The following is a 25355-nucleotide window of genomic DNA, read 5'->3' on the forward strand; positions in this document are numbered from 1 at the left end:
AAGGCGTGTATAAGATGGTATTAACTCGGTGAGGAATATATGGTAATTAAGAAGGTAAATTTAGAGACAGTAATCGGAATCACAAGTAAGCTTCCACAGAATGATAAGCCGGAGTTTGCTTTTGCGGGAAAGAGTAATGTGGGAAAGTCATCACTGATAAACGGACTAATGAACCGCAAGCATTTAGCAAGAGTCAGTCAGGAACCCGGTAAGACTCAGACTATCAATTACTACAACATAAACGATGAATTTTATCTTGTGGATCTTCCCGGATATGGTTTTGCAAAGGTTCCTGAATCTGTAAAAAAGCAGTGGGGTAAGATGATCGAGAATTATCTGAATAAATCCCGCATGCTTAAACAGGTTTTTCTGCTTATTGATATAAGACATGAGCCTTCTGCTAACGATAAGCTAATGTATGAATGGATCGTGGCTAATGGCGCTGATCCGATAATTATCGCAACCAAGTCTGACAAGATTAAACCCAGTCAGCATGAGAAACACATCAAAATGATAAAAGATACTCTTGGAATGCCTGAAGATGGCATCGTACTTCCTTTCTCTGCCCAGAGCAAAGCCGGAAGAGAAGAAATCTACGAGGTTATGGATCAAATTTTGGAGGCCTGCAAACCTGAGGAATCTGAGGAGTAGTGTAATTCCTGCGCTATTTACGGTATGTAGATAGAGCAGGAATTTTTATGGAAAAAAGAAATTAGCACTCTCTATTGACGAGTGCTAATAATCGTGTTATAACAGTTGTAGAACAGAAATTTGTTGAAGCGTTTCGCGGCTTTGTTGTGAGGTAATTGTTATGAAGATTGATAGATTTACACAGAAATCAATTGAGGCTGTCCAGAACATGGAGAAGGTAGCGGTTGACTATGGCAATCAGGAAATTGAACAGGAGCACCTTTTGTACAGCTTGTTGACGATACAGGATAGCATTATTCCTAAACTCATTGAGAAGATGGGAATTGAGATCAAGGTATTTCTTGCTAGAGTTGATGAAGCTCTTAATAAGCGCACCAAGGTACAAGGAGGAAGCCCCTATGTGGGAGCTGATCTTAATAAGGTGCTTTTAAAGAGCGAGGACGAGATGAGAGCAATGGGCGATGAGTATGTGTCTGTAGAGCACATATTCCTGGCGATGCTTCGTTTCCCTAACCGTGAGATCAAGAACATATTCCAGTATTTCAGAATAGACAGGAACAGATTCCTTCAGGCTCTTTCCGAAGTAAGAGGCAATCAGAAGGTTGTATCGGATAATCCTGAGGCAACATATGATACTCTTGAAAAGTATGGAACTGAACTGGTTGCTAAGGCAAAAGCTCAAAAGCTTGAACCTGTTATCGGAAGAGATGCAGAGATCAGAAATGTAATAAGAATACTATCCAGGAAGACCAAGAACAATCCTGTACTTATAGGTGAACCCGGCGTAGGTAAGACAGCAGTGGTTGAGGCTCTTGCCCAGAGAATTGCAGAGGGTGATGTGCCCCAGGGACTTGCTGATAAGAAGATATTTTCACTGGATATGGGTTCTCTGGTTGCAGGTGCTAAGTACAGAGGTGAGTTTGAGGAACGTCTGAAGGCTGTTTTACAGGACGTTAAGGAGTCTGATGGTGAGATCATTCTTTTCATAGATGAGCTACACACTATAGTGGGGGCAGGTAAAACTGATGGAGCACTGGATGCAGGTAATATGTTAAAACCCATGCTTGCAAGAGGCGAGCTTCATTGCATAGGTGCCACCACACTTAATGAGTACAGGCAGTATATTGAGAAGGATGCAGCGCTCGAGAGACGTTTTCAGCCCGTTATGGTTTCTGAACCCACAGTTGAGGATACTATCAGTATTCTTAGAGGACTTAAGGAGCGCTATGAGGTTTATCATGGTGTGAAGATCATGGACTCTGCGCTTGTAAGTGCCGCGATTTTGAGTAACAGATATATATCTGACAGATTCCTCCCGGATAAGGCTATTGATCTTGTGGATGAAGCATGCGCTCTTATTAAGACAGAGATGGATTCGATGCCTACAGAGTTGGATGAAATGAATCGTAAAATTATGCAGATGCAGATAGAAGAGGCTGCTCTGGTGAATGAGGACGATTCGTTAAGTAAGGAGAGGCTTGAAAATCTTCGTAAGGAGCTTGCTGACCTTAAGGACAAATTTGATACTCAGAAGGCACAGTGGACCAATGAGAAAGAGGCTGTAAACAGGCTTGCGATCCTTCGAGAGGAAATCGAGAAGGCGAATAATGAGTTCTCGATAGCTCAGAGAAGGGGCGATTTTGAGAAGGCCAGTGAGTTGCAGTACGGCAAAATTCCTGAACTGAAAAAGCAGCTTGAAATTGAGGAGCAGAAGGTTACTTCCAAGGATATCTCCCTTGTTCATGAGAAGGTATCGGATGAGGAGATTGCCAGAATTATTTCCAGATGGACAGGTATTCCTGTTGCAAAGCTCACAGAGAGTGAGAGAAATAAAACTCTTCACCTTGAGGACGAGCTCCACAAGAGAGTTATTGGGCAGAATGAAGCTGTGACCAAGGTTTCCGAGGCTATCATGAGATCCAAGGCAGGCATTAAGGATCCGGGAAAACCAATCGGTTCATTTATGTTCCTTGGCCCTACAGGTGTAGGTAAGACTGAGCTTGCCAAGAGCCTTGCTGCAGCACTTTTTGATGATGAAAATAACATTGTCAGAATCGATATGAGTGAGTATATGGAGAAGTTCAGTGTATCAAGATTGATCGGAGCGCCGCCCGGATATGTAGGCTATGAAGAGGGTGGTCAGCTTACTGAGGCTGTCCGCAGAAAGCCCTATGCGGTAGTGCTTTTTGATGAGGTGGAAAAGGCTCATCCCGACGTGTTCAATGTGCTTCTTCAGATTCTTGACGATGGTCGTGTGACGGATTCGCAGGGAAGGACTGTGGACTTTAAGAATACAATCCTCATTATGACTTCTAATATTGGTGCGCCATATCTTCTTGATGGAATTCAGGAGGACGGAAGTATCAGCAAGCAGGCTGAAGATATGGTCATGAACGAGCTCCATAGGTGTTTTAGACCTGAGTTCCTCAACAGACTTGATGAGATGATTCTCTTTAAACCGCTGACCAAAGATAATATTAGTGGCATTGTTAAGCTTATTGTTGATGATCTTAATAAGAGACTTGAGGACAGAGAGATCAGTATTCGCCTTACAGCTTCTGCAGAGCAGTTTGTGGCCGATAATGCCTATGATGCCAACTATGGTGCCAGACCTGTTAAGAGGTTTGTGCAGAAACATGTTGAGACCTTGTCAGCCAAGCTTATTCTTGAGGATAAGGTTATGCCACATGATGTGATAGAAATCGATGTTGACGGAGATAAACTTACAGCAAAGGCGGTGAGAGAATGATACCTAAGGATCCGGTAATGTTACTCAGTTATATAAATACTCAGCTTAGGGATAATTATGGGAGTCTTGAAGCTTTGGCTGAGGGGCTTGATTTAGGAAAAGATGAGCTGAATGAAATAGTCAAAAAGCTTGAGGGAATCGGTTATACATATAACGCGGATGCAAATAAGTTTGCATGAATTCCTGAAAATACAAGCGGAAGTATAGGCTGAAAATTAAATAATTATCTAAGAAAAAGAGGATGTCAGATATTGCCATCCTCTTTTCATTTGTTGCTAAGATGGTGGCAAAAACTGATAGTTTTAATAGCATTTACTGATAAGCTATTCGTCAATATATACATATATAATTAATCAACTTGTTGTGCAATATGGGGGATTGCACAAGTGACCGATTATTTAAAAGGAGGATGTATACGGTATGCACAAAAACTATTGGAGAGTGTCTTCTCTTCTGATGGCAGGTGCTATCACCATCTCGTCTGCCAATGCTGGCGCGTTAAATGTTAATGCGGCAACAGAGGAGGCAGTAGGTGATGCAGTTGTTCTGACAGAGGATGAAGCAAGTGATGTAGCTGCCCCTGAGGTAGCAGATGAAGCAGCTTCCAAGGAGGAAAGCGCTGAAGCTGTAGAAGAGAAGACAGCTGTAGGGGAAACAGCTGTAGAGAAGACAGCAGTAGCTGAGGAGGCTGCAGAAGAGACACCTTCTGAGCCAGCTCCTGAGACAACTCCTGAAACGGAAACACCTGAAGTTTCAGAGGAAGAAGACGAAGTAGATGAAAATGCTCCTGAATTCAGAGGTAGATGGAATCAGAGTGACGTTGCTAAGGGCAAGCTTACATTTGCTAAAATTTACGACGAGTATGTTTATGATCTTGGAGAGGCTGTGCCTGTAGATCAGATAAACAGTATTTCCGTAAAGGTTAAGAATCAGGGCGGAAACCTTTGCATCAAGTTTTATGAGTCACTTGAGCAGGATGGAGAGAAATTCCATGAGTACAATTGTAACGGTAAGGATGAATATAAATTCACACCTGATTATGAAGGCAGCGTAAGATATGTTGCAGTTATGGCAAACGATAACGATGAGTCACTTTATCCTTTAGGCGTTACAGTAACTGACGTTGTTGTAGACAAAGAGCAGGCTGAAAACAAGAACGAAAAGACACTTGTATTTGAGGGTGAGAACCTTAAGTTCAGCGAGCGACATGGTGGTGCTGAAGTAGAGGGACAGACACTTAAGTATGAGAAGGAGTGGGAAGAGTACTGGATGTCATTTGGAGAGACATTCCCTATTGATGATATCAAGTCAATCAAGATCACAACCTCTGAGGCAACAAAGACACTGTGCTTCAAGCTCTATGATGAAGCAAATACAGAGGTAACTCAGATCTATGGTCAGAGCGGCTCAAGCGAATATGTTTATCGTCCTTCTTCAACAGGTGAAGCATGCAGACTTGCAATTATGGCTATGAATGGTCAGGATGAGGCATTCCCGTTTGAAGTAACTGTTAAGAAGATAGAGGTAACTGTTGATGTTACTCCTGAGAGCGAGAGACCTAAGAAGGAAGTTGAGCAAGATATAGTTGATCTTCGTGATCCCGTTGCAGCTATCATGGGTGAGGACTTCATAATCGGAACAGCTGCAAGCTATGATGAATTCCGTGATCCGCTTGATATGGAACTTGCTACAAAGCACTTTAACGGTGTGACACTTGGTAATGAGCTTAAGCCTGAGACAATGCTCAAGGAAAGCGCTGAGATTAAGAAGCAGGAACTCAACGGTGAAGAGGTTGATTTCCCTGAGCTTGATTTCTCAATGCCTGATAGCAGACTTGATTACTTTGTTGATTGGAACAACGCACATCCTGAGAAGCAGATCAAGATCAGAGGTCATGTTCTTGTATGGCACTCACAGACTCCTGATTTCTTCTTCCATGAGGATTATGATACATCAAAGCCTTATGCAACACCTGAGGTTATGAATAAGCGTCTTGAGATTTATGTAAGAGAGGTTGCTAAGCACTATACAGCTGAAGGCAGCAAGTATGCCGGAATGTTCTATGGCTGGGATGTAGTTAACGAGGCAATAAGCGATTCAACAGGAACATATAGAACTGATAAGGATGGCCCCAGCTCAACATGGTGGAAGATTTATCAGTCACCTGAATTCATCAACAATGCATTCGTATATGCTAACAAGTATATGCCTGCAGAAATAGCTCTTTTCTACAATGACTACAATGATACAGTAACAAGCAAGGTTAAAGGTATCTGTCAGCTCATTGAGAATGTTAAGGCAACACCCGGAGCAAGAATTGATGGTATGGGTATGCAGGGTCACTATCAGGTTGCAGCCAATGATCCTTCTATGGAGCAGTTCAAGGCAGCAGCTCGCCAGTACGCTGCACTTGTTGACCAGGTTCAGATTACAGAGCTTGACTTCAAGGGAAGTGCAAGTGCAACAGATGAGAGACTTGCTCAGAGATATAAGGCAGTTTACGACACAATCAGAAGACTTAGAAATGAAGGCGTTAACTTCACAGGTATGACAATCTGGGGAATCACAGATAAGCATTCATGGCTTCAGACATCTAATAGCGTCGGTGGTTCAGCAGATGGTAGAACAAAGCAGTATCCTCTTCTCTTTGATGATTACTATCATGCAAAGAATGCATTCTATGCAATAGCTGAGGCTGGTGATCTTGAGCCTGAGATCAAGACAGTAACAATCGTGCAGAACGTAAATGACGACTACACAGTTGGAAATGCTTATGTTCTTGGCGAAGGAGAGTCAAAGGCTACATTTGTTCCTGTATGGAATGAGGATGGAATTTCTCTTAAGGTATCAGTAGATGATGCTACAGTAAATGATGCTGACAGCTTCACAATTTACACAGATGATGGTACAGGAATCAAGGCTACAACAGTAGCAAGAGCAGATGCAATTGCTACAGAGACAGGTTATGAGAAAATCGTAAAGATTGTTCTTGATAGCGAAGCTCTTACAACAAACAAGGTTAAGCTTGATGTAACTCTTACAGATAATGACAAGACATTTGCATTTGGTGATACAACACTTAAGCAGGCTGAGAGCAGCAAGTATTTCGCTGAGACAGTAATTAAGCCTCTTCTTGCAGTAAACAAGGGAACAGCTACTGTTGATGGAACAGCTGAAGAAGCATGGAATGATGCAGCTGAGGTTACACTTTCAATAAACGGTGGTGCTAAGGCAACTGCAAAGGCAAAGATTCTTTGGGATGAAGAGAAGCTCTATGTCCTTGCAAATGTTAAGGATGAAATCCTGAATAAGGATTCATCAGATGACTATCAGCAGGATTCACTTGAAGTATTCATCGATGAGAACAATGCTAAGACAAGCTCATATCAGGATGATGATAAGCAGTACAGAATCAACTATGAGAATAAGCAGAGCTTCAATGGTACCAAGTGTACAGCTGAAAACGTTGAATCCGCAGCAGTTGTTACAGATGATGGCTACGTGATCGAGGCAGCATTCAAGTGGACAGATATTGAAGCTAAGAGCAGCACACAGGTTGGTTTTGATCTCCAGATCAATGATGCTGATGATTCAGGTAAGAGACTTGGTACAATCAACTGGGCTGACAATACAGGTAACGGATGGACATCAACAGAGGGTCTTGGAACAATCGTACTTGTAGACCAGAATGAAACACCTGCAGAGACACCTACAGAAACACCTACAGACACGCCTGCAGAAACACCTACAGATACACCTTCTCAGAATCCTTCAGAGACAGTAGAAACTGCTAAAACAGTTGCTGCTCCTACAGGACTTACACTTAAGTACAATGGACAGGAACAGGTTGGTGTGGCTGAGGCTGAAGGCTTTACACTTACAGGCAACAAGGCAACAGATGCAGGCACTTACACAGCTGTAGCTAAGCTTAATAGCGGATACACATGGACTGATGGATCAGCTGCTGATAAGAACATTGAATGGAAGATCGAAAAAGCAGACAATACACTTAGTGTAAAGACTAAGAAGATTAGCGTTAGTGCTTCCAAGCTTGTTAAGAAATCAGCTAAGTTTGACGCTAAAAAGGCTGTTAAGGTAACTGATGCAAAGGGTGATGTAACTTACAAGAAGGTAAGCGGAAACAAGAAGATCAAGATCAGCAAGACCGGTAAGATCACTCTTAAGAAGGGCCTTAAGAAGGGTACATATAAGGTAAAGGTTGAGGTTACGGCAGCAGGCGATAAGAACTTTGCTGCAGCTACTAAGCCGCTTACTATCAAGATTAAAGTAAAGAAATAATAAGCATATAACCGTTTCGGAAGTATGTGACGAAAAAACGTATACCCCCGTTTGGATGAAAATCCAGACGGGGGTTTTACTATTCTGGCGAAGCTTGTTGATATACAAAACAACATGAAGTATAATATAAGTTGTATAAGTACAAGTTGTTGTAGGTGGGGAGCGCTTTTTCGTGGTACCTTCAATCGATATTCATTGTCATATATTACCGGGCGTTGATGACGGTTCTCCGAACATGGAAACAAGCCTTAAGATGCTGAAAACAGCGCTGTCTGAGGGCACTAAGGGCATGATACTTACGCCGCATCACAAGCCTATGCATCACAATGTGAGTCCGGAGCATTTGCCACTATATACGGCAGAGTTAATGGAACGGGCCCACGAGGCAGGTATAAAGGTACAACTTTTTCCGGGTAATGAGATATATTACAGTGATGCAACTGTAAGAGAGCTTGAAAAAGGGAAAGCGTCGACCCTGGCTGATTCAAACTATGTACTTATAGAGTTTCACCCGACTGACATGTATAAAACGATACACAATGCTCTGTATGCCGTTCAGTCTTCCGGTTACATGCCGATTCTTGCGCATGTTGAACGGTACGCAGATATGGTGAAGCATGTTAAGTACGTGGATGAACTTCTTGATATGGGAATTTATATACAGGTTAATGCTAATAGCGTCATGGGTAAATATGGTCTTGGAATAAGGCATTTTACCAGAGAATTATTAAAACGTCAGATGGTTCATTTTGTGGCAACCGATGCGCATGACAATGGCTCCAGAGCTCCACATCTACTTGATTGCAGGGACTATGTGGAAGAGAAGCTGGGAGAACAATATGCGCTGGAGATATTTCATGATAACGCAATGAAGATACTTCGCAATGAAGTGATTTGACGATGAGGGGTGTATGGGAAAAGACGATGTAATTGAAATTAATCTGGGGGAATTATTCGCAGTTCTTTTAGGAAGAGCATGGCTCATCTTAAGTGCAGGAGTGTTCTTTGCGCTTCTGTGTCTATTTATCAGTAGATTTGTAATGACTCCATTGTATTCCTCAACTACTAAAATTTATATTTTGAATAAGGAAGAGGGTGCGACCGTAACCTATTCGGATGTGCAGATATCTACGCAGCTGACTCAGGACTACGCGCAGCTTATTAAGAGCCGCTATGTGCTAGAGGAGGTAATTCAGACCTTAAGGCTCGACATTGACTATGATGAACTGAACAGTCTGGTATCAATAAGCACACCGGATGATACCCGTATTGTTGCGATAACTGTAAGGGATTCAGATCCCATGATGGCCATGAAAGAGGCCAACTGTGTTCGTGAGGTTGCATCCAAGCATATCCAGAATGTTATGGATATCGATGCCATCAATATTGCAGAGCTTGCAAATATGCCTACTGAAAAGTACAGCCCGAGCACCAAGAGGTGGACTATGATAGGCGGTATAGCTGCAGTTGTCATTGTTTCTGCTGTGATCATACTTAATTACCTTATGGATGATACGATTAAGAACAGTGATGATGTTGAGGCATATCTTGGGCTTAGCACGCTTGCCATGATACCGGCAATCACCGATGAACAGACGGCGAAGAAGAAAAGAAAGAAGTCAAAGAATAAGTAGTGATATGATTTTTAGCAAATGAGGGGCCTATGCAACAAACTACATTACATTTCAGCGATTCGGAAAACAACTACCAGATTAAGGAAGCCTACAAAACTCTCCGTAGTAACGTAGAGTTCAGTGGACAGGATGTGCGCGCTGTCTCTGTCACGAGCTGCACACCCGGCGAGGGAAAATCAAGTGTGTCCATGGCTTTGGCGAGAGCCTTTGCTGAAGCCGGAAAAAAGACTGTCCTTGTTGATGCGGATATGAGAAAATCCGTAATGGTTGGTCGTTATAAGACCGGCTCGGTTCGGCTTGGCCTCACACACTGCCTGGTAGGAAGAGAAAAGCTCTCAAATGTTATCTGTGAGACAGATACGCCTAATCTTTATGTCATTTTTTCGGGACCCATACCACCTAATCCCAGTGAGCTTCTTGGTGGTCAGATTTTCAGCAAAATACTTGATAATATGAAAAATGTCTTTGACTATATCATCGTTGATACACCTCCGCTTGGAAGTGTTATTGATGCTGCGGTTATAGCAAAGCAATGCGATGGCACAATAATGGTAATAGAAGATAATGCAATAAGTTATCGATTTGCACAGAAGGTAAAAGGGCAGCTTGACAAGGCCGGTGCAAAGATAATAGGTGCTGTTTTAAATAAGGTTGATATGAGTGGTGGTGTTTACGGTCATTACGGTAAGTACTACGGAAGATATTATGGAAAATACTACGGCAGATACTACGGAAGAGATGATTCCTATGGGGATAACAGCATGACAGGAGGAAGCCCGAAAAGAGTCCTGCAGCCGCAAAGTAAGAATGAAAGACCTGCCCCTGCAAGTTCATCAAAGGGGAACTTAGATGAGCTTGATTACATAGAGGGTGTTGTCAGAAAGGATTGAGGGAACCATAAGTGAAAAGTAATATTTTGGCATTCTTTTTTACAATCGGAAGTATTGTGATGGCTGTTTTCATAGTGTGGTTTTATAACATGTCTGACAGGGTAGAACCGGAGATGAGATTCTCATCATATGATCTCACATACAATGGTGATACCAGGGATATAGATCTTCTTAACGGTGTCGCTGCATATGATGCTGTTGATGGCGATATTACTGATCGCATAGTGGTTGAGAAAACTATTTTGAATGAAGAGCAGTCCTCGGCAGTAGTTTATTATGCGGTAAGCGATAGATCCGGAAATGTTACGAAGCAGTCCAGGGTTTTTCCTGCTGATATAGCAAGTATAAGAAGCAGTGATAATGTACTGTTTTCAACAAATCAAAGTATTGGAGAGTTTTCAGAAGATTTAGTAACTGACGGTAGTGAAAGTGGTTTTAGCACAGAGGGATTTGAAGTTACTAATGAGCTTCCGGATGATAATTCAGGAACGGAGAGCAGCTTAAATATCGGTAATGAGGGTGAAGACAATACTACATCCGGAGCACAGGAGAGCGAATCCACAGGTAATTGATTATGAGGAATCACAGAAGCCATAGAAATCGTACAAACAAAATTCTGATCATATGGTGTATAGTGGCAACATTTTTACTAATTGCCCTTGGGATTTTTGAGGCTACAAGGGTGATTGGTAAGTCTACTCTTTTTGCGAAAAATGCTGTATCTGCTCCTGTAACTAAGAGCACAGAGGTGCTGACCAAGACAGAGAGTGCTATGAAGTGGGAGGATGACTGGGTAAAGCATAATGGTGAAATATATGATTATAACGATGATATTATGACTTTCCTTATAATGGGCATAGATAAGTCGGATGAGGAAGTGTCTCCGGTGTACGGCGAGATAAACGGTGGGCAGGCGGATGCACTTTTTCTCATTGTTTTCAATCCGCACAATAAGACTACGAAGGTCATAGGCATTAATCGAAACACTATGACTGACATTGAACTGTACGATGAATATGGCAATTATGTGAATACTATAAAGGCCCAGATCACGCTGCAGCACGGATTTGGTGACGGGATGGAAAAATCCTGTGAACTACAGAAGAGAGCTGTCAGTGATCTGTTTTACAAGCTACCGATTCATGGGTACGCGGCCATAAATATGAGTGCTATTACGGCAATAAATGATGCTGTTGGAGGAGTTGATGTCACTCCTGCTTCTGACTTTGAGAGTGGTGATTATTATTTTAAGGCAGGAGAAACTGTTCATCTTGACGGAAAAGCTGCATATGCATTTTTGCGAAGCAGAGATATGACACAGTTTGGATCAGCCGACGATAGACTTGGCAGACAAAAGGTGTATATGACGGCTTTTATAAAGCAGGTTATTGAAAGAGCAGAGAGTCAGCCTACACTAGCGGTTGATATTTACAATACAATAAGTAAGCAGATGGTAACTGATGTTTCCGTAAATCAGCTCTCATACATAGCAACCACGGTTTCAGGATATGATTTTGGTCCTGACAGCTTATATCTCTTAGAAGGAAAGACTGTACTCGGGGAAGAGTTTGAGGAATTCTATCCTGACGAGGATGCAAAATATGAAATGTTTCTTGATATTTTTTATGAAAAACTTGATGTCAAGGGGTAAAGGAATATAAACAATGAGCCGATATAAAGAATGGACAGCTTTTACGAAGTTGAAAGCAGGGGGACTGTTTCTGATTGGTATGAGCGTGGCGGCATTTCTTGCGGCATGCCAAAATCAGGTGAATGATACAAAGGATAAAGCAGAGGAATTTCAGGAACTTGTGGATGAGAATCCTGATATTTTCGGATGGCTTGTTATTCCGGATACAAATGTGGAATATCCTATTGCTCAGAATATTGATGGTGATGATACATATTATCAGACTCATGATATTACCGGAAAAAAGAAGAGTGATAAGGGTGGAATTTATATTGAGTCCTGTAACATGAATGACATGTGCGATTTCAATACCGTTATCTATGGCTCTACCAATAAGGATGGTGATATGTTTTCTGAGCTGTGGAATTTTGCGGATGAGGACTATTTTAATGAGCACGAGAAGTTCATGATCGCTATTTCGGACAACATACTTACTTATGAAATCTGGACTGCTTATGCCAGGGATAATAACGATGTAATGAGGCAGTACGATTTCACTGAGGAGGAAGGTTGTCAGCAGTATCTTGATGATATGAAGAGGGACTGGACGACAGCTACCAATATCAGAAAGGATTGGGAAAGGGGAGCAACACCGGAGAATTTCCTGGTAAGCCTTGTGACAGTTGACCCAGAACATCCTGATAAGCAATGGGTGGTTGTAGGTTGTCTTGTGGATGATCAGAATGGAACCATAGATAGGGTGGATTTTGGGGCTGATAGTGATAATCAGCAAATACCAGATCTTCCTTCGGATTAATCGTAATTAAGTAAAAATAAAGCCAGTGTTCATGCAGAGTTTATAGTTTTTTAAGTAGTATATTATTCGTATTTTTGATAATATAAAATTAAGTTATCTTATGAGTATTATGTGCCAAACGGTGCAGAAAGGGGAATTGTTATGAAGAAGATAATAGCTTTATTGTTGGCGGGAGCACTTGTTATGTCAACCCCGATAATGGCAGGGGCTACAGTAATCAGATCGCCTAGAGCTGAAGAAGCTTATCAGCGCGGTAAAGCTGAAGGAGCTTATCAGGAAGCTCAGAAGACTAACGAATATCTTAAAAGCGAGATCACTGATCTTAAGTCTCAGATAAAGGATCTTTATCAAAAGATTTATGAGCTTCAGAATAAAAAGGTCGATGTCAATGTAACCGTCAAGGTGAAGGGGAATGGCAAGAAAAAGACTACGGTTAAGAAAACTGTAACTACAAATCAGGGCTATTCACCTGCATCAGAGCCTTTCATAAACACGGTTCTCAAGGCTCCCGGCCTTGATAATGTAATTCCGGTAGGACAGGGTGGAAAGCTTGTTATAGGCGGCACTAAGACAAGAGCAACCTTCGTTATGAGAGAGACCACATCAGGAAAGGTTGATTCAGCTAAGATTCTTGGAGCACAGATTGGCGGTTCTGTTAAGAACGTAGTTGAAACCTATGCACCAGGTGTTCGTTTCAGTACAGCACAGGTTGATTTCAAGGTTTATGGTGCTCATAACGGAGATATTTACAGAGTATTCCAGATGGTTTCAAAAGGAAACTGGCAGGAAGTACAGGTAGATGAAGTTAGAGAGGGACATGTTATCTGTACAGTAAATAAGGCAGGAACATTTGCTTTCTTTAAAATGAACTAATCTTCAGAATCAGGGATGAGGATAATAGGTAATAAGAGCCCCGGTGTTGGAATATACCGGGGCCCTTTATTGTTCAAGGTGCGCTTATTTGATTGTCTCTGAACGTATAATATCAAGATTATTATTGTTCAAAGTAGAGATATATAGAACTTTAAAACGACCTTCCGCGGAGAGCGGAAGGTCGTTTATATTATAGGTAGTTCCGGTTACCAGATATGATACTACGTAGTAGTTATCAGAACCTGCTTTTATATCTTCAACAAGGTTTTCTTCACGTGCTGCTTCAGCTGCAGCGAATTTTCCTATTTCTGATAACAGAGGATTATTAAGGTCCGCAATGTTCTGACCACAAACACTTTTATCATCTCTGTATGTAAGTACAAGTCCCTCTTCTGTTATCATCATGGCGCCGCCTGTTTCGTACAGCTCAACCCCGTTTAGTGCCTCCTGCGCCGTTGCAAGCATCAAGTCTGCTGCAAAGCATCCTTCGCGGCCATCTTTTAAATGAATATGTCTGATAACTGTTGCGCAAAGATCGCCGGTTACCTCATCAAAATATGGTTGATCGTAATAATAGAACCAGCTGTTGTCATAACTAAGAGCTTCCTTATACCAGGCTTTTTCGGTAATTCCTTCCAATTGGAAATCAGGCTGGCTCGGGAAAAGGAAGGACTCATCGTTAAGTGCCAGATAAGCTCCTGTAGGTATCATGGGATATCGTCCGACAGTTCCAGTCATATATTCCATGATTTCATCATTATTCTCATATGTGCCTTGTTCAACAGCATCTGCTACACCATTTAAATAGTAGAAGGTTGACATCAGTGCTTGATTCCGTTTTCATCAAGGAGTTTGCTAAGGCGGGTGACTTCATCTGACAGAGACTGGATTTTCTCATTCTGCTCAGCAAGTTTCCTTTGCTGAAATCGCTCATGTGCAATTGCATCCTCTCTTGCACGACACTTTTCCTGGATGATAAAGTCGGCATTTGACATATAAATAGATTCAGCTGTTGAATTCATTGAAGGGTTTTCATCTACGATCATCTTAATCTCCTCCCATGTTCTTGCTTTGAACAATTTTGCCCAACTATCAATGCCAAGTCGCTTATCATAGGCGGTTGCTTTATCTATGTTATTTAATTCTACCACATAGAGATTAAACTTGTCAGTATAGAGGAAACCATCCTCGGCGTTTCTTACCTGATATTTAGCAAAGAAATCAGGGTGTTCTTCAAATAGTGTATAGTCAAGAAATCCGATGTGGTACACGGGCTTTACTGATGAATATTCCTGACCGCGTGCTACATTGTCGAAACGTCTGCAAAGATAGGAAAGTGAACGCTCAGGCCAGTTTTCATAATTGACCACCTGCATTTCCAAATTGATGAAGGTGTTATTATTTAGCAGGACCAATATGTCAAGTTGATATTCCTTGTCATCAATAGAATCTCCGGGTTCAATTGGGTTCTGAATTTGTACATCCTTAATTATTTCTACCGGAATATCGAGCACCGAGCTTATCAGATTGATGAGTGTGTTCTTGTCCTTTTGCAGGACAATGCGAAACATGTAGTCATTTGTCATATTGTATTTGATCTTGCCGGTAGCATTGAGATACTCATAATGAACCTCCGGCGCGTTATTTATTTCTTCTTTAATTGGCATAAAACTCCTCCGAATTAAACATAAAAAGTGTTTCATAGTTGCATATGTTGTATTACTCAGGCCAAAGCAATAATAAATGGAAAATCCGAATGAATGAAATTCATATCGGCGCATCTGAAATGATGCTCGAATAAAATATCACATATGGAAATATAATGCAAGTACTATTTAATTTCTTAAGAAATTCTTATGAAATTGCCTGATTCTTAAGATTTCTTTAAAGGGCTTGTCATTCTTTTTGGGGAGTGATATTTTCTTTAATACGTCATTTCTTGGCGTGACCCGCTGTTATACAAACGGCAGGTGATATCCCGGGATAATTAAGAAAATAAAATATGTTATTAGACAGGAGGAATTTTTATATGAAAATTGAAAAAGCGGCCGGGGTGATAAAACGCTTGGCTGTATCTGTTGCTCTTTCAGGGGCAGTTTTTTTGTGGCTGCCGGTGACGCCGGCTTCCACTGTGCATGCAAAAAATTGCGAACACAAAGTATATGAATGGGTGGACATGATTAAGCCAACATGCAGTAAAGAGGGCAAAAGAGTCAGGATATGCCAGGACTGCGAAAAAATACTGGAGACAGAGAGCATAGAAAAAACAGAGCATAAAGGAAAGTGGGAAAAAACACTGGATCCTACTTGTGCTTTAGAAGGAGTCAAGTCTTATATATGTAAGAACTGTGGAGCAGTAATTGATACTGAAGAAATACCTAGGAAAAATCATACCTTTGTCTGGACCATTACTAAAAATGCTGCATGTAATGAAGAAGGAATAAAGCAGCAGCTGTGTAAAAATTGCGGCGCAGAAGGAGAGACAAAACCAATCCCTGCAAAGGAGCATAAAATGGTCAAGGTGAAAACTACGGCAGCAACATGCAAGTCACCAAAGACGATACAAAAGGAGTGTAGGCTTTGCGGAATGACAACCACGGAGCAGGAAGGAAGTAAGATTGATCACCGCTACAAATGGGCGACCACAAGGACGGCAACCTGTGCAGATGAGGGAATAAAGACAGGAACCTGCACAATGTGCAGTGCCACAAAAACGGAAGCTATCTCGCCTACGGGTAAGCACAAATATGGCAATTGGGCTATCAAATCAGCCTTCGCTAAGGGCAAAGTCATAAAGTTTAGCCAGATACGCACGTGCACGGTATGCAAAAAACATCAGCAGATTGCAACAGGAAAAACAGCAGCCTTTTCACAAAAGCATGATAGAAGGAAATACTACTACAAATTCACTCAGAAAACAGGAAAAGTAGTAATTATCTGCTCTGAATGCCATCAGTCAGTGACTGGCAAAATAGTCGGCGGGGCACTGAAATTCACCAAGCCCAAGAAGGATAACACAAAGATAACAGCGAAGGGTTGGAAGGTGCTGAATAGATAAAGGGATGAAATAGAATGAATAACAATAGCTTAAGGAGTTATTTTCCCATGATCAAAACAAAGACAAAGATTATGGATGAAATCAATAATGCTCCGCAATTACTCAGCCTTTTTAATTCGTGGGATGAGGACCAGAGAGAGTCCTTCCTGGATATTTGTACCGGTAACAAAGGCGTTAAGATGCTCTATGACAGCTATTTTAAGGAAATTCTTAATCCTGAATATACTCCGGATAGACTGTCTTATCTCCTTTCTGTTTTATTGAAAAGAAAAGCTACCGTAAAGCAGGTTCTTTCTAATGATAGTACCAGACTTGGAGATGAAATATCGCTTGTAATAACAGATATTGTTGTTGAATTGGAGGATAAATCAATAGCAAACATCGAGGTTCAGAGAGTTGGATTTGCATTTACAGGAGAAAGATCCTCATGCTACTCGGCAGATCTTCTGCTTCGCCAATATAAACGTCTCCGTGATAAGCACAAAAAGAAATTTACATACAAAGATGTATGTCCAGTTTACACCATTGTTTTCCTCGAAAAGAGTACGTATGCCTTTAAAGAATTTGATGATATTTATATCCATAATTTCACGACAGTATCAGATACTGGTTTAGAGCTAAATATGCTACAAAATTTTATATTTATTCCAGTTGATATTTTCCTGAAGCATCTCCATAATGAAGGTATAAAAGGTGAGCTAGAAGCATGGCTGACATTTCTTGGTTGCGATGAGACTGAATATATAGTTAAGCTGATTAGGCAGTATCCTTATTTCAAGCAATTGTATCAGGATCTGTATGAAATGTGCTCTAATATTGAGAGGATGATGAATATGTTTTCAAAAGAACTGCAGATTCTCGACCGTAATACCATAAAATATATGATAGATGAACTTCAAGAACAACTTGATGCTGCTAATGATGCTATTTCTGATAAGGACAAAACTATTGAGGATAAAGATAAAACAATCAGGGATAAAGACAAAACGATTGCAGACTTGAAAGCAGAGATAGATAAGTTAAAGAATAATAAATAATAGCTATAATGTAGAATGCCCGGCACGTACGACGTGCCGGGCATTCTAATAGTTTGAAGTCCATGAAAAGAAAAAATCATAAAATGCTTAATATTTTGAATCTTTTATCCGATATAAAAAATAAGCATCGAAAAAACGATAAATAATCTATACAATCTTCGGTTTATGGTACAATAAAAGAGACAATATTTTTTTATGAGTGGTAACTTGTATAGGGAAAATATTACAGTGTTACCAAAGCAGGGGGATAAAATTGAAGAGTAAGAGAGTCACACACACTGCCAAGGCATTAGTGATGCTTTGGAATATTGGCTTATTTTCAATTGTTTGGTGCGGGTATTATAACCTTCATGCATTTCAGACCTACTATGTGCTGGGTGGAATCATGTCTGTGATTATATTCGTATTTATTTATAATGGACTATGCAATTTATATAATGCGTTCAGAATAGCATCTTCGTCTATAGCTGAGATTGTTCTGTCTCAGGGAATTTCCTTTGGGCTGGCTGATTTAATACTTTACATAGAATGTAATCTGATTCGCAATAGGTATACCAGTTTCATCCCTGGACTTGCTATTTTTGTGTTGCAGGTACTTGGTACGATTTTGATTATCACCTTCTCTAAGAAATATTTTATGACATGTGTTCAACCGGCTAAGACACTACTTCTTCTGGGAAAATGGGTTTCTCCTGAGGAGTCTGAAAAATTCCGGGAGAGGATATTGAAAAAGTATAGTCATCTATTCGATTTTAAATATATTGAATATGAGACAATCAGTAATAAAACATTTGAGGAAAAGGTTGCAAATTGCTGCACGGTAATAATGTATGGGTTGTCAGTAGAACAGAGAAGAGTTTTCATGCAGCATTGTATTGATGAGCATAAAACCTTTTATTTCACGCCAAGAATAGAGGATATTATCCTTCAGGGATGCTCAACAAGGCATCTTCTGGATACACCTCTGATGAAGTATGATTATGTATACAAAGATCCCAAAAAACTTCATAGCAAAAGAATATTTGATCTTTGCTTTGGAGTGATCTTTGCAATAGCTTTTTCGCCTATTATGGTTATTATTGCTATAGCTATAAAAATTGAAGATCATGGACCGATATTTTTTAGGCAGAAAAGATGCACTCTTGACGGCGAAGTATTTAATATATTAAAGTTCCGCAGTATGGTTGTGGATGCAGAGGAAAAAGGACTTCAGCCTACAGTGAATTTTGATCCCAGAATTACAAAGGTTGGAAAAATAATAAGGAAATACAGATTGGATGAATTGCCACAGGTATTCAATATCTTATATGGAGATATGAGCTTTGTGGGACCAAGACCTGAAAGAGTTGAGCATGTTGAATTATATTTAAAGGAGCTTCCTGAGTTTAAATATCGCATGAAAGTCAAAGCCGGGCTTACCGGATATGCTCAGATCTTTGGGAAGTATAATACGTCAGCTTTCGATAAACTAAGACTTGATTTGATTTATATAGAGAATCAGTCATTTAGCCTGGATCTTCGACTGATAATGCTTACTGTAAAAGTGATGTTCCAGGGTGAGAGCACAGAGGGCTTCGAAAAAGAGATGGTAAGACTTATGAATAGAAAGGCCAGAAGAGCAGGCTGATAAAGTACTAAATGAGTTATGAAACTCCTTTGCTATAGCAGAGGAGTTTCGTTCTATATACTGAGATAAAGAGTATCACGGGTGCATACAGCTATGACTATCCATATATTTTGTTAGACAAGATTGGAAGCATATGATACTATTAACACCGTTGTTTGATTTGTATATTTCTAAATACACTTCTTTGAAGTGTTCTTTACAGGTTTTTCTGTGATGATTTCTCCCGAATTTACTAATTGACTTGAAAACGAATATTTGCAGATTTTATAATTATAGGAGAATTGCCAATGAAAAACTATGAAGAGTTGTGTTTTGCAGATGACTTTATGTTCTGCAAGATTTTGCAGGAAAATGAAGATCTTTGCAAAGAATTGACTGAGTTGATATTGAATCGTAAGGTAGGTAGTTTTGTTAAATCAGAGAAACAGAAGACGATTCAGATATCACCTAATAATCACGGTGTCAGATTTGATGTATATTTTGAAGATGATAAAAATAATGTTTATGATATCGAAATGCAGAAAGCAGTATAACAACAAGGATTGAGGAAAAGGTTCAGGAAGCGATTGAGCTTGGAAAGTGGAGGAAAGAATATATGACACTCCAGGAAATGATGCAGGAAGAGTTTAAACAAGGATTAGAGCAAGGAGAAGATAGGAAGCTTGTAAAACAGATATGCAAGAAATTGACAAAAGGTAAAGATGTCAAAACAATTGCAGATGAACTGGATGAAGATATAGAGCTAGTCAGTGGAATATGTGATGTTGCCAAGGACTATGCTCCGGAATATGATGCGGACAAGGTTTATGATGCCTGGAAGTCGAAGTGAAATGCTGCAGTCTGCTAAATACATGCCACCGCATATTAGCTCATTTTCAATGACAAATGCCCATATTTAGCGTATAATATCCCTATAGAGCTTGAATTACTCTATGGGGATTTTTCTTATGTGTAGCACCTGAATGAGGCGGGTGCATAAACTTTATGAAAAGAGTTTATAGTGGGGGCATTAATAACGATTTATTTGGCAGCAGCGCGTTGTGATGCTTCACGACGTGTATGCTGCTTTTTGTTTTTCTGGTGACATTGGGGAGTACCGGTAAATATGATGCATAGTGATGAATTATTGGTATCAATTATTACAGTTGTTTATAACGGCGAAAAAACTATTGCAAGAACTATAGAATCCGTCTTGAACCAGACATACGGAAATATTGAATATATTGTAGTTGATGGAGTAAGTAGTGACAAAACTCTAGATGTTATAAAACGATATAAAGACAGATTTCATGATGGAAAAAGAATAACTATCATTTCTGAATCAGATGATGGTATGTATGAAGCTCTTAATAAAGGTATACGCTTGGCACATGGATTTCTGATTGGCAATATAAACGCTGATGACTGGTATGAACCAGCTGCAGTTGAGGAGATGGTTCGTTTGTACAAATATGATGAATATGATATTGCATGGGCTGATTTGAGACTGTATAAGGATAATCGATTTTTTGTGAAAAAAGCGAAGGTTGGGCGTTTATTGACCACAGCACACTTTTGTCATCCATCGATGTTTGCGAAAAAAGAAGTACTCCTAAAATATCCATACCTAGAAAAGAATATGGATGATGATTTTGATATGGTTCTTCGAGCTAACAAAGGTGGTGCGAAAATTCTTACTCTAAACAAAGTAATAGCTAATTATTCCCTAGGTGGAATGAGCACACAGAAAAGTTTATCTAATATGTGTAAACGCATAAAAATGAAATATATAACTTATGTAAGAAATGGATATAGTTGCTTTTATTTGCTCTATTGTGTTGCAGTAGAAGGTGCAAAGTTTTTAGTTGGATAATATTTCTGTAAAAAATATTGTTACAGTTGAATTTGGATTTATTGTCACCTATCTTGCAGAGGACCTGATTAATATAGGATGCCAAGTGTACAATTTTGACACTTATCCACCTGAATCGAACAAATAGTGTATTTGCCATATAGAAATTATCGTTCTGATTTTTGAATATAAGGAGGTTAAATAGGCGATTACTATACAATATAATCGTAAATCTTAACAATGATATCGGTTTGCATGGCAACTTACAATGGAAGTATGTTTATAAAAGATCAGATAAATAGTATTTTAAATCAGTTATCTATGGAAGATGAGATAATCATTTCCGATGATAATTCATCAGATGACACAGTTAGTATAATAAAGGGAATCAATGATCCTAGGTTGAAATTATTAAGCCATAATCCGACAGGGTATTATACGTCAAATTTTGAGAATGCATTAAAATACGCAAGTGGAGAAATCATTTTTTTATCTGATCAGGATGATATATGGTGTGAGAACAAAGTCATGAAATGTGTGGAATATTTGAAGTCTTATGACTTTGTTATGACAAATGCTTATGTTGTTGATAATGATTTAAGAGTAAAGATAGAGTCAAGAAATCAATATTACAATGTAAGAACAGGGTTTATGCGTAATTTTATCAAGTCACGGTATTTGGGATGTTGTTTTGCTTTTAAAAGAAGTGTTTTAGAATATGCACTACCGTTCCCAAGAAATCATGACTTAGCTCATCATGATTCATGGATTTCGCTAGTAGCTGAAATGAATTTTAAATGTGTTGTACTAGATGAGAGACTTGTGATGTACAGAAGGCATAATGAGAATACTTCAACAGGAGGAGCTACATCAAGCAAACTGTCAAAAACTATTTTAATAAGGCTGTATCTTATTATGAATCTCCTAAGTAGAAAATTTGAGAGGTCATTACGGATATGAATATTGACAATGATATCAGAACAGTATGTGTGATGTTGTCTGCATTTAATGGTGAAGAATATATAGAACAGCAGATAGAAAGTATAGAGAATCAGCAGAACGTTAGAATAGTGTTGGTTATTAGAGATGATGGATCAGAAGATAAAACGGTTCAATTAGTGAGCAAAATGAAAAAAAAATACCAAAATATTGAATTGTTGACTGGCAGTAATTTAGGAGTTATCGGGAGCTTTATTAAGCTAGCTATATATGCTCAAAATATTGAAGCTGATTACTTTGCATTTTCTGATCAAGATGATATATGGTCAAATGAAAAATTATATTCTGCAACCAAGTGGCTGGAGATTGAGAATAATATTAGGCCTAATATATATTTTTGTAATCTCCTTCAAATCGATTCTGAAATGAATCCGTTGGGTAAAGTTTATAAATCCGACATTGTTATTTCAAAAAAAGGCGCATTAGTAAGAAACTACGCATTTGGCTGTACTATGGTCTTTAATCCTATAGCATTAGAACTGTTTATAAAAAAACCAAATGCTCGAATGTGGATGCATGATTATTGGCTATACTTAATAGGAGTGTTCGTGGGAAATATTAAATATGACCCAGTTGCACATATTATGTATAGGCAGCATGAAAGCAATACTATAGGTACCAAACATGGAATCAAGAAAACTTTAGAAATCAAGCTGAAAGCTGTAAGAAATATAGGTAATCATCAAAGAGAATTTATGGCGAAGGATTTTTTGGATACGTATGCTGATTTGCTGAGCGATGGAGATAAAGAGATAATTAACAAATTTTCTAATTATAGGAAAAATTTTTTTTGTCGCATTTCTTGTGCATTGGACAAAGACTATAGAGTTTATAGCGGATATCAATCTTTCTTTTTGATTCTAAGGTTTTTAATTGGAAATGTTTAAGGAGATATATTTAATTCGTGGGAAGAGTAATAAAGCAATTAGGAAATAATTATGTTTATGTATAAGGAAATGACATTAAAACTAAATATTTATGAAAGAATGATTTCCTATTGCTATTTCATAGCATTTTTCTTTGCAATTTATGCCCCTGCCACTATGGGATCAACGCTAGGTACTGAAAACTTTAGAATAATAGTGAGAGGTTTATTCTTTTTATTAGGCGGCATTGTTGCGATTTTTTGTGGTTATTATGGGAAATTAAAGCTTTCTATTAGTAAGTTGATTATCTGCTTATGGCCGTTTGTTTATTTAATATATGTTAGGACGTGGACTTACAACGGAGCTATTATTGGAGGTACCTCTTTTGCAATACTAGCTTCTCTTTTTGCTATACAAAATGACAATATTTGTACAAAGGTATTTATACTGAGCAAATATTTGATGATAGTAATATCGATAGTGGGGATTGTCTGCTTTGTCATGTATTTCGTTGGAATCGGAAAAGGTTTTTCGAAAGTGCATTACTACGCTGCTTATGATAACATGTACTATATTAATTACAAAATATCTTTTCTGGTGAAAAATCCATTATATACTAGGCTATGTGGACTGTTTAATGAACCAGGATGGATGGGAACATTTCTAGCTTTTTATTTATGTGCTGATGATTTAAATCTAAAGAAAAAGACGAACTGGTTATTCACTATAGCAGGCATTCTGACTTTTTCATTGGCGTTTGTATTTATAATAGCAATTTATTATTTAGGAAGATATGTTAAGACATATAAACAAAAGACTATATTTGTTGTAGTAGCCTTACTGTATTTTTTTGTACTACCCCAAGCTCATACAGGAATCAGATCAGTTGATTATATATTGTCAAGAATGGTTTTTTCGGAAGGGCGTTTGATTGGAGACAATAGGACAACTGCTCAATTTGATGCTGTTTTTAAGTCGTTCTTACAATCAGAAAATTTGCTCTTTGGAATGGGGGGTGGTTATTCGGACAGGATAAAAGGTGTTTTATCTATAAAAGATAATATTTTGGATTATGGTGTCATGGGTGTTTGCTTTTTATACGTACCATTATTTGGGGCGATTTGGCATAGAATTAGATTAAATTATAGAGCTAAATTATATTTGATTTGTATTATGGTCAGCATGTATCAGCGCCCAATGATATACGAGTTATCGAATTTCGTAATCATGCTGGCAGGAATAAGTTATATTGTAAATTTTAATAAAGAACTTGGAAAAACAAATGAAATGAGTAATAAGGAAAGCTGACAATTAGCTATGAAAATAGGAATCATGACGTTTTATTTTGCACATAATTATGGAGCAATGCTTCAGGCAATGGCACTACAAGAGTATTTAAAGAACGAAGGATTGAATGCTACAATAGTTCCGTATTATCCAGAGAAATTTAGAATACAATATAGTATAAACCCATTTACTCCTGGAATGAGGTTTAAAAGAAGAATTATTAATCTTTTACATTTTTTTCCAAAATACCAGCAGTATAGAGCCTTCGAAGAGTTTAAGTTAAAAACGATGATTTCAGAAAAAACAGCTGAGGTTAGAGAGAAAAAAAGATTTATAGACTTGATTGATAGTTTTGACATTGTTCTATATGGAAGTGATCAGATCTGGAACGTGGATCTGACTTATAAGGATTTTTTCTATTTTGGCGAGAGTACAAATGCTATAAAGATTTCTTTTGCTGCAAGCCTAGGGAGAAGCACAATCTCAACAGAGGATATCGATAAAATGGGAAAATGCTTAAGAGAATTTGCAGCGCTCTCAGTAAGGGAGCAAAGCAGTAGAGAGATTATTTCTGAAGTAACTCATAAAAGTGTTTTTGTTTCTTGTGATCCAGTATTTCTTAATGATGTAAACTGGTGGAAGAAATTTGAATGCTCGGTTCCTGGGATTAATCGATTTGTGTTGCTATACCTTCTTGAGTATGATGATAAGCTTATAGAATTGGCAAAAAAGTATTCGGGTAATGAGGCTATAAAGCTTGTATGTATACATCCGACTCTAGATATAAAGATTCCAGGCGTTGAATTACTTATTGGAATTGGACCTAAAGAATTCTTATATTTGATAGATAATGCTGAATGTGTATTCACGAATTCTTTTCATGCTGTATCTTTTTGCTCAATATTTAGGAAAAAAATGGTTCATAAACCCAATAATAAATCACCAGAGAGAACAATTGACTTACTATCAAGATGGAATCTTACTGATAATAGTGGAATATATGATGTGGATTTTTCTGAGCTCGATTATCGAATGGTTGATGCATTTGTTGAGGAATCCAAACGATTTTTGCTAAAAAATATAAGTTGCCAATAATTAGGGGGGTGC

At 38.8% G+C, this 25355-nt stretch carries 23 protein-coding genes; 21 read left to right on the top strand and 2 right to left on the bottom strand.

The genetic code is table 11. From position 1 onward, the window contains the following. Window positions 1-39: 39 nt before the first annotated feature. The 11 genes from yihA to G586_RS0102180 all read left to right on the top strand — a co-directional run bounded on the left by yihA (window position 40) and on the right by G586_RS0102180 (window position 13543). The gene (gene yihA / locus G586_RS0102130) at window positions 40-651 is read left to right on the top strand and encodes a ribosome biogenesis GTP-binding protein YihA/YsxC (RefSeq protein ID WP_026526367.1); all 612 of its coding nucleotides are present in this window, start codon (window positions 40-42) and stop codon (window positions 649-651) included. Window positions 652-811: 160 nt separating this feature from the next. Then, window positions 812-3400, top strand: coding sequence for an ATP-dependent chaperone ClpB (clpB, locus tag G586_RS0102135; RefSeq protein ID WP_026526368.1), 2589 nt, complete (start codon window positions 812-814; stop codon window positions 3398-3400). After that, window positions 3397-3579: a DUF4250 domain-containing protein gene (locus G586_RS0102140; protein ID WP_026526369.1), complete on the top strand. Its 183-nt coding sequence runs from the start codon at window positions 3397-3399 to the stop codon at window positions 3577-3579. The genes clpB and G586_RS0102140 overlap by 4 nt, the downstream gene beginning before the upstream one ends. A gap of 241 nt (window positions 3580-3820) precedes the next feature. Beyond that, a complete protein-coding gene (locus G586_RS0102145) occupies window positions 3821-7699 on the top strand; it encodes an endo-1,4-beta-xylanase (RefSeq protein WP_026526370.1) in 3879 nt (1292 codons plus the stop codon). A gap of 172 nt (window positions 7700-7871) precedes the next feature. Continuing rightward, a complete protein-coding gene (locus tag G586_RS0102150) occupies window positions 7872-8597 on the top strand; it encodes a CpsB/CapC family capsule biosynthesis tyrosine phosphatase (RefSeq protein WP_026526371.1) in 726 nt (241 codons plus the stop codon). Window positions 8598-8610: 13 nt separating this feature from the next. Then, on the top strand, window positions 8611-9333 hold the full coding sequence (locus G586_RS0102155) for a YveK family protein (protein WP_026526372.1): 723 nt from the start codon (window positions 8611-8613) through the stop codon (window positions 9331-9333). Between the two features lie 29 nt (window positions 9334-9362). Then, window positions 9363-10223 carry a polysaccharide biosynthesis tyrosine autokinase gene (locus G586_RS0102160; RefSeq protein WP_026526373.1) on the top strand — a complete coding sequence of 287 codons (861 nt, stop codon included), beginning with the start codon at window positions 9363-9365 and terminating at the stop codon, window positions 10221-10223. 11 nt (window positions 10224-10234) lie between these two features. Next, window positions 10235-10795: a hypothetical protein gene (locus G586_RS21460; protein WP_035772196.1), complete on the top strand. Its 561-nt coding sequence runs from the start codon at window positions 10235-10237 to the stop codon at window positions 10793-10795. A gap of 62 nt (window positions 10796-10857) precedes the next feature. Continuing rightward, window positions 10858-11874 carry an LCP family protein gene (locus G586_RS0102170; protein ID WP_242831952.1) on the top strand — a complete coding sequence of 339 codons (1017 nt, stop codon included), beginning with the start codon at window positions 10858-10860 and terminating at the stop codon, window positions 11872-11874. Between the two features lie 13 nt (window positions 11875-11887). Then, window positions 11888-12670 (top strand): class B sortase, encoded by a 783-nt coding sequence (locus G586_RS24520; protein ID WP_051204417.1) that lies wholly within the window; start codon window positions 11888-11890, stop codon window positions 12668-12670. 141 nt (window positions 12671-12811) lie between these two features. Then, the gene (locus G586_RS0102180) at window positions 12812-13543 is read left to right on the top strand and encodes a hypothetical protein (protein WP_026526375.1); all 732 of its coding nucleotides are present in this window, start codon (window positions 12812-12814) and stop codon (window positions 13541-13543) included. Window positions 13544-13627: 84 nt separating this feature from the next. Here G586_RS0102180 and G586_RS0102185 read toward each other — a convergent pair whose 3' ends face one another. Beyond that, complete coding sequence (locus G586_RS0102185) at window positions 13628-14365, bottom strand: cache domain-containing protein (RefSeq protein WP_026526376.1); 738 nt, start codon at window positions 14363-14365, stop codon at window positions 13628-13630. Beyond that, complete coding sequence (locus G586_RS0102190) at window positions 14365-15210, bottom strand: Rpn family recombination-promoting nuclease/putative transposase (RefSeq protein WP_026526377.1); 846 nt, start codon at window positions 15208-15210, stop codon at window positions 14365-14367. Before G586_RS0102190 ends, G586_RS0102185 begins: the two co-directional genes overlap by 1 nt. Before the next feature lie 362 nt (window positions 15211-15572). On the opposite strand from G586_RS0102190, the gene G586_RS0102195 reads away from it, so the two are divergent. The 10 genes from G586_RS0102195 (at window position 15573) to G586_RS0102240 (ending at window position 25343) form a co-directional block, all read left to right on the top strand. Then, complete coding sequence (locus G586_RS0102195) at window positions 15573-16601, top strand: hypothetical protein (RefSeq protein WP_026526378.1); 1029 nt, start codon at window positions 15573-15575, stop codon at window positions 16599-16601. Window positions 16602-16648: 47 nt separating this feature from the next. Further along, window positions 16649-17638: an Rpn family recombination-promoting nuclease/putative transposase gene (locus tag G586_RS0102200; protein WP_242831953.1), complete on the top strand. Its 990-nt coding sequence runs from the start codon at window positions 16649-16651 to the stop codon at window positions 17636-17638. Between the two features lie 253 nt (window positions 17639-17891). Next, window positions 17892-19265: a sugar transferase gene (locus tag G586_RS21470; RefSeq protein WP_051204419.1), complete on the top strand. Its 1374-nt coding sequence runs from the start codon at window positions 17892-17894 to the stop codon at window positions 19263-19265. A gap of 287 nt (window positions 19266-19552) precedes the next feature. Further along, window positions 19553-19798, top strand: coding sequence for a hypothetical protein (locus tag G586_RS0102210; protein ID WP_026526380.1), 246 nt, complete (start codon window positions 19553-19555; stop codon window positions 19796-19798). A 62-nt stretch (window positions 19799-19860) separates the two neighbouring features. Next, a complete protein-coding gene (locus tag G586_RS21475) occupies window positions 19861-20094 on the top strand; it encodes a hypothetical protein (protein WP_051204420.1) in 234 nt (77 codons plus the stop codon). Between the two features lie 276 nt (window positions 20095-20370). Further along, entirely contained in the window at window positions 20371-21117 is a 747-nt protein-coding gene (locus G586_RS0102220) for a glycosyltransferase family 2 protein (RefSeq protein WP_026526381.1), read from the top strand. Between the two features lie 234 nt (window positions 21118-21351). Next, window positions 21352-22056: a glycosyltransferase gene (locus tag G586_RS0102225; protein WP_035772199.1), complete on the top strand. Its 705-nt coding sequence runs from the start codon at window positions 21352-21354 to the stop codon at window positions 22054-22056. Next, complete coding sequence (locus G586_RS21480) at window positions 22053-22982, top strand: glycosyltransferase (protein WP_051204421.1); 930 nt, start codon at window positions 22053-22055, stop codon at window positions 22980-22982. Before G586_RS0102225 ends, G586_RS21480 begins: the two co-directional genes overlap by 4 nt. 51 nt (window positions 22983-23033) lie before the next feature. Continuing rightward, the gene (locus G586_RS0102235; RefSeq protein ID WP_026526383.1) at window positions 23034-24269 is read left to right on the top strand and encodes a hypothetical protein; all 1236 of its coding nucleotides are present in this window, start codon (window positions 23034-23036) and stop codon (window positions 24267-24269) included. 9 nt (window positions 24270-24278) lie between these two features. Further along, window positions 24279-25343, top strand: coding sequence for a polysaccharide pyruvyl transferase family protein (locus tag G586_RS0102240; RefSeq protein ID WP_026526384.1), 1065 nt, complete (start codon window positions 24279-24281; stop codon window positions 25341-25343). The last annotated feature ends 12 nt before the right edge of the window (window positions 25344-25355 follow it).

It is taken from the genome of Butyrivibrio sp. VCD2006 (genome assembly GCF_000423925.1).
GTDB lineage: Bacteria > Bacillota > Clostridia > Lachnospirales > Lachnospiraceae > Butyrivibrio.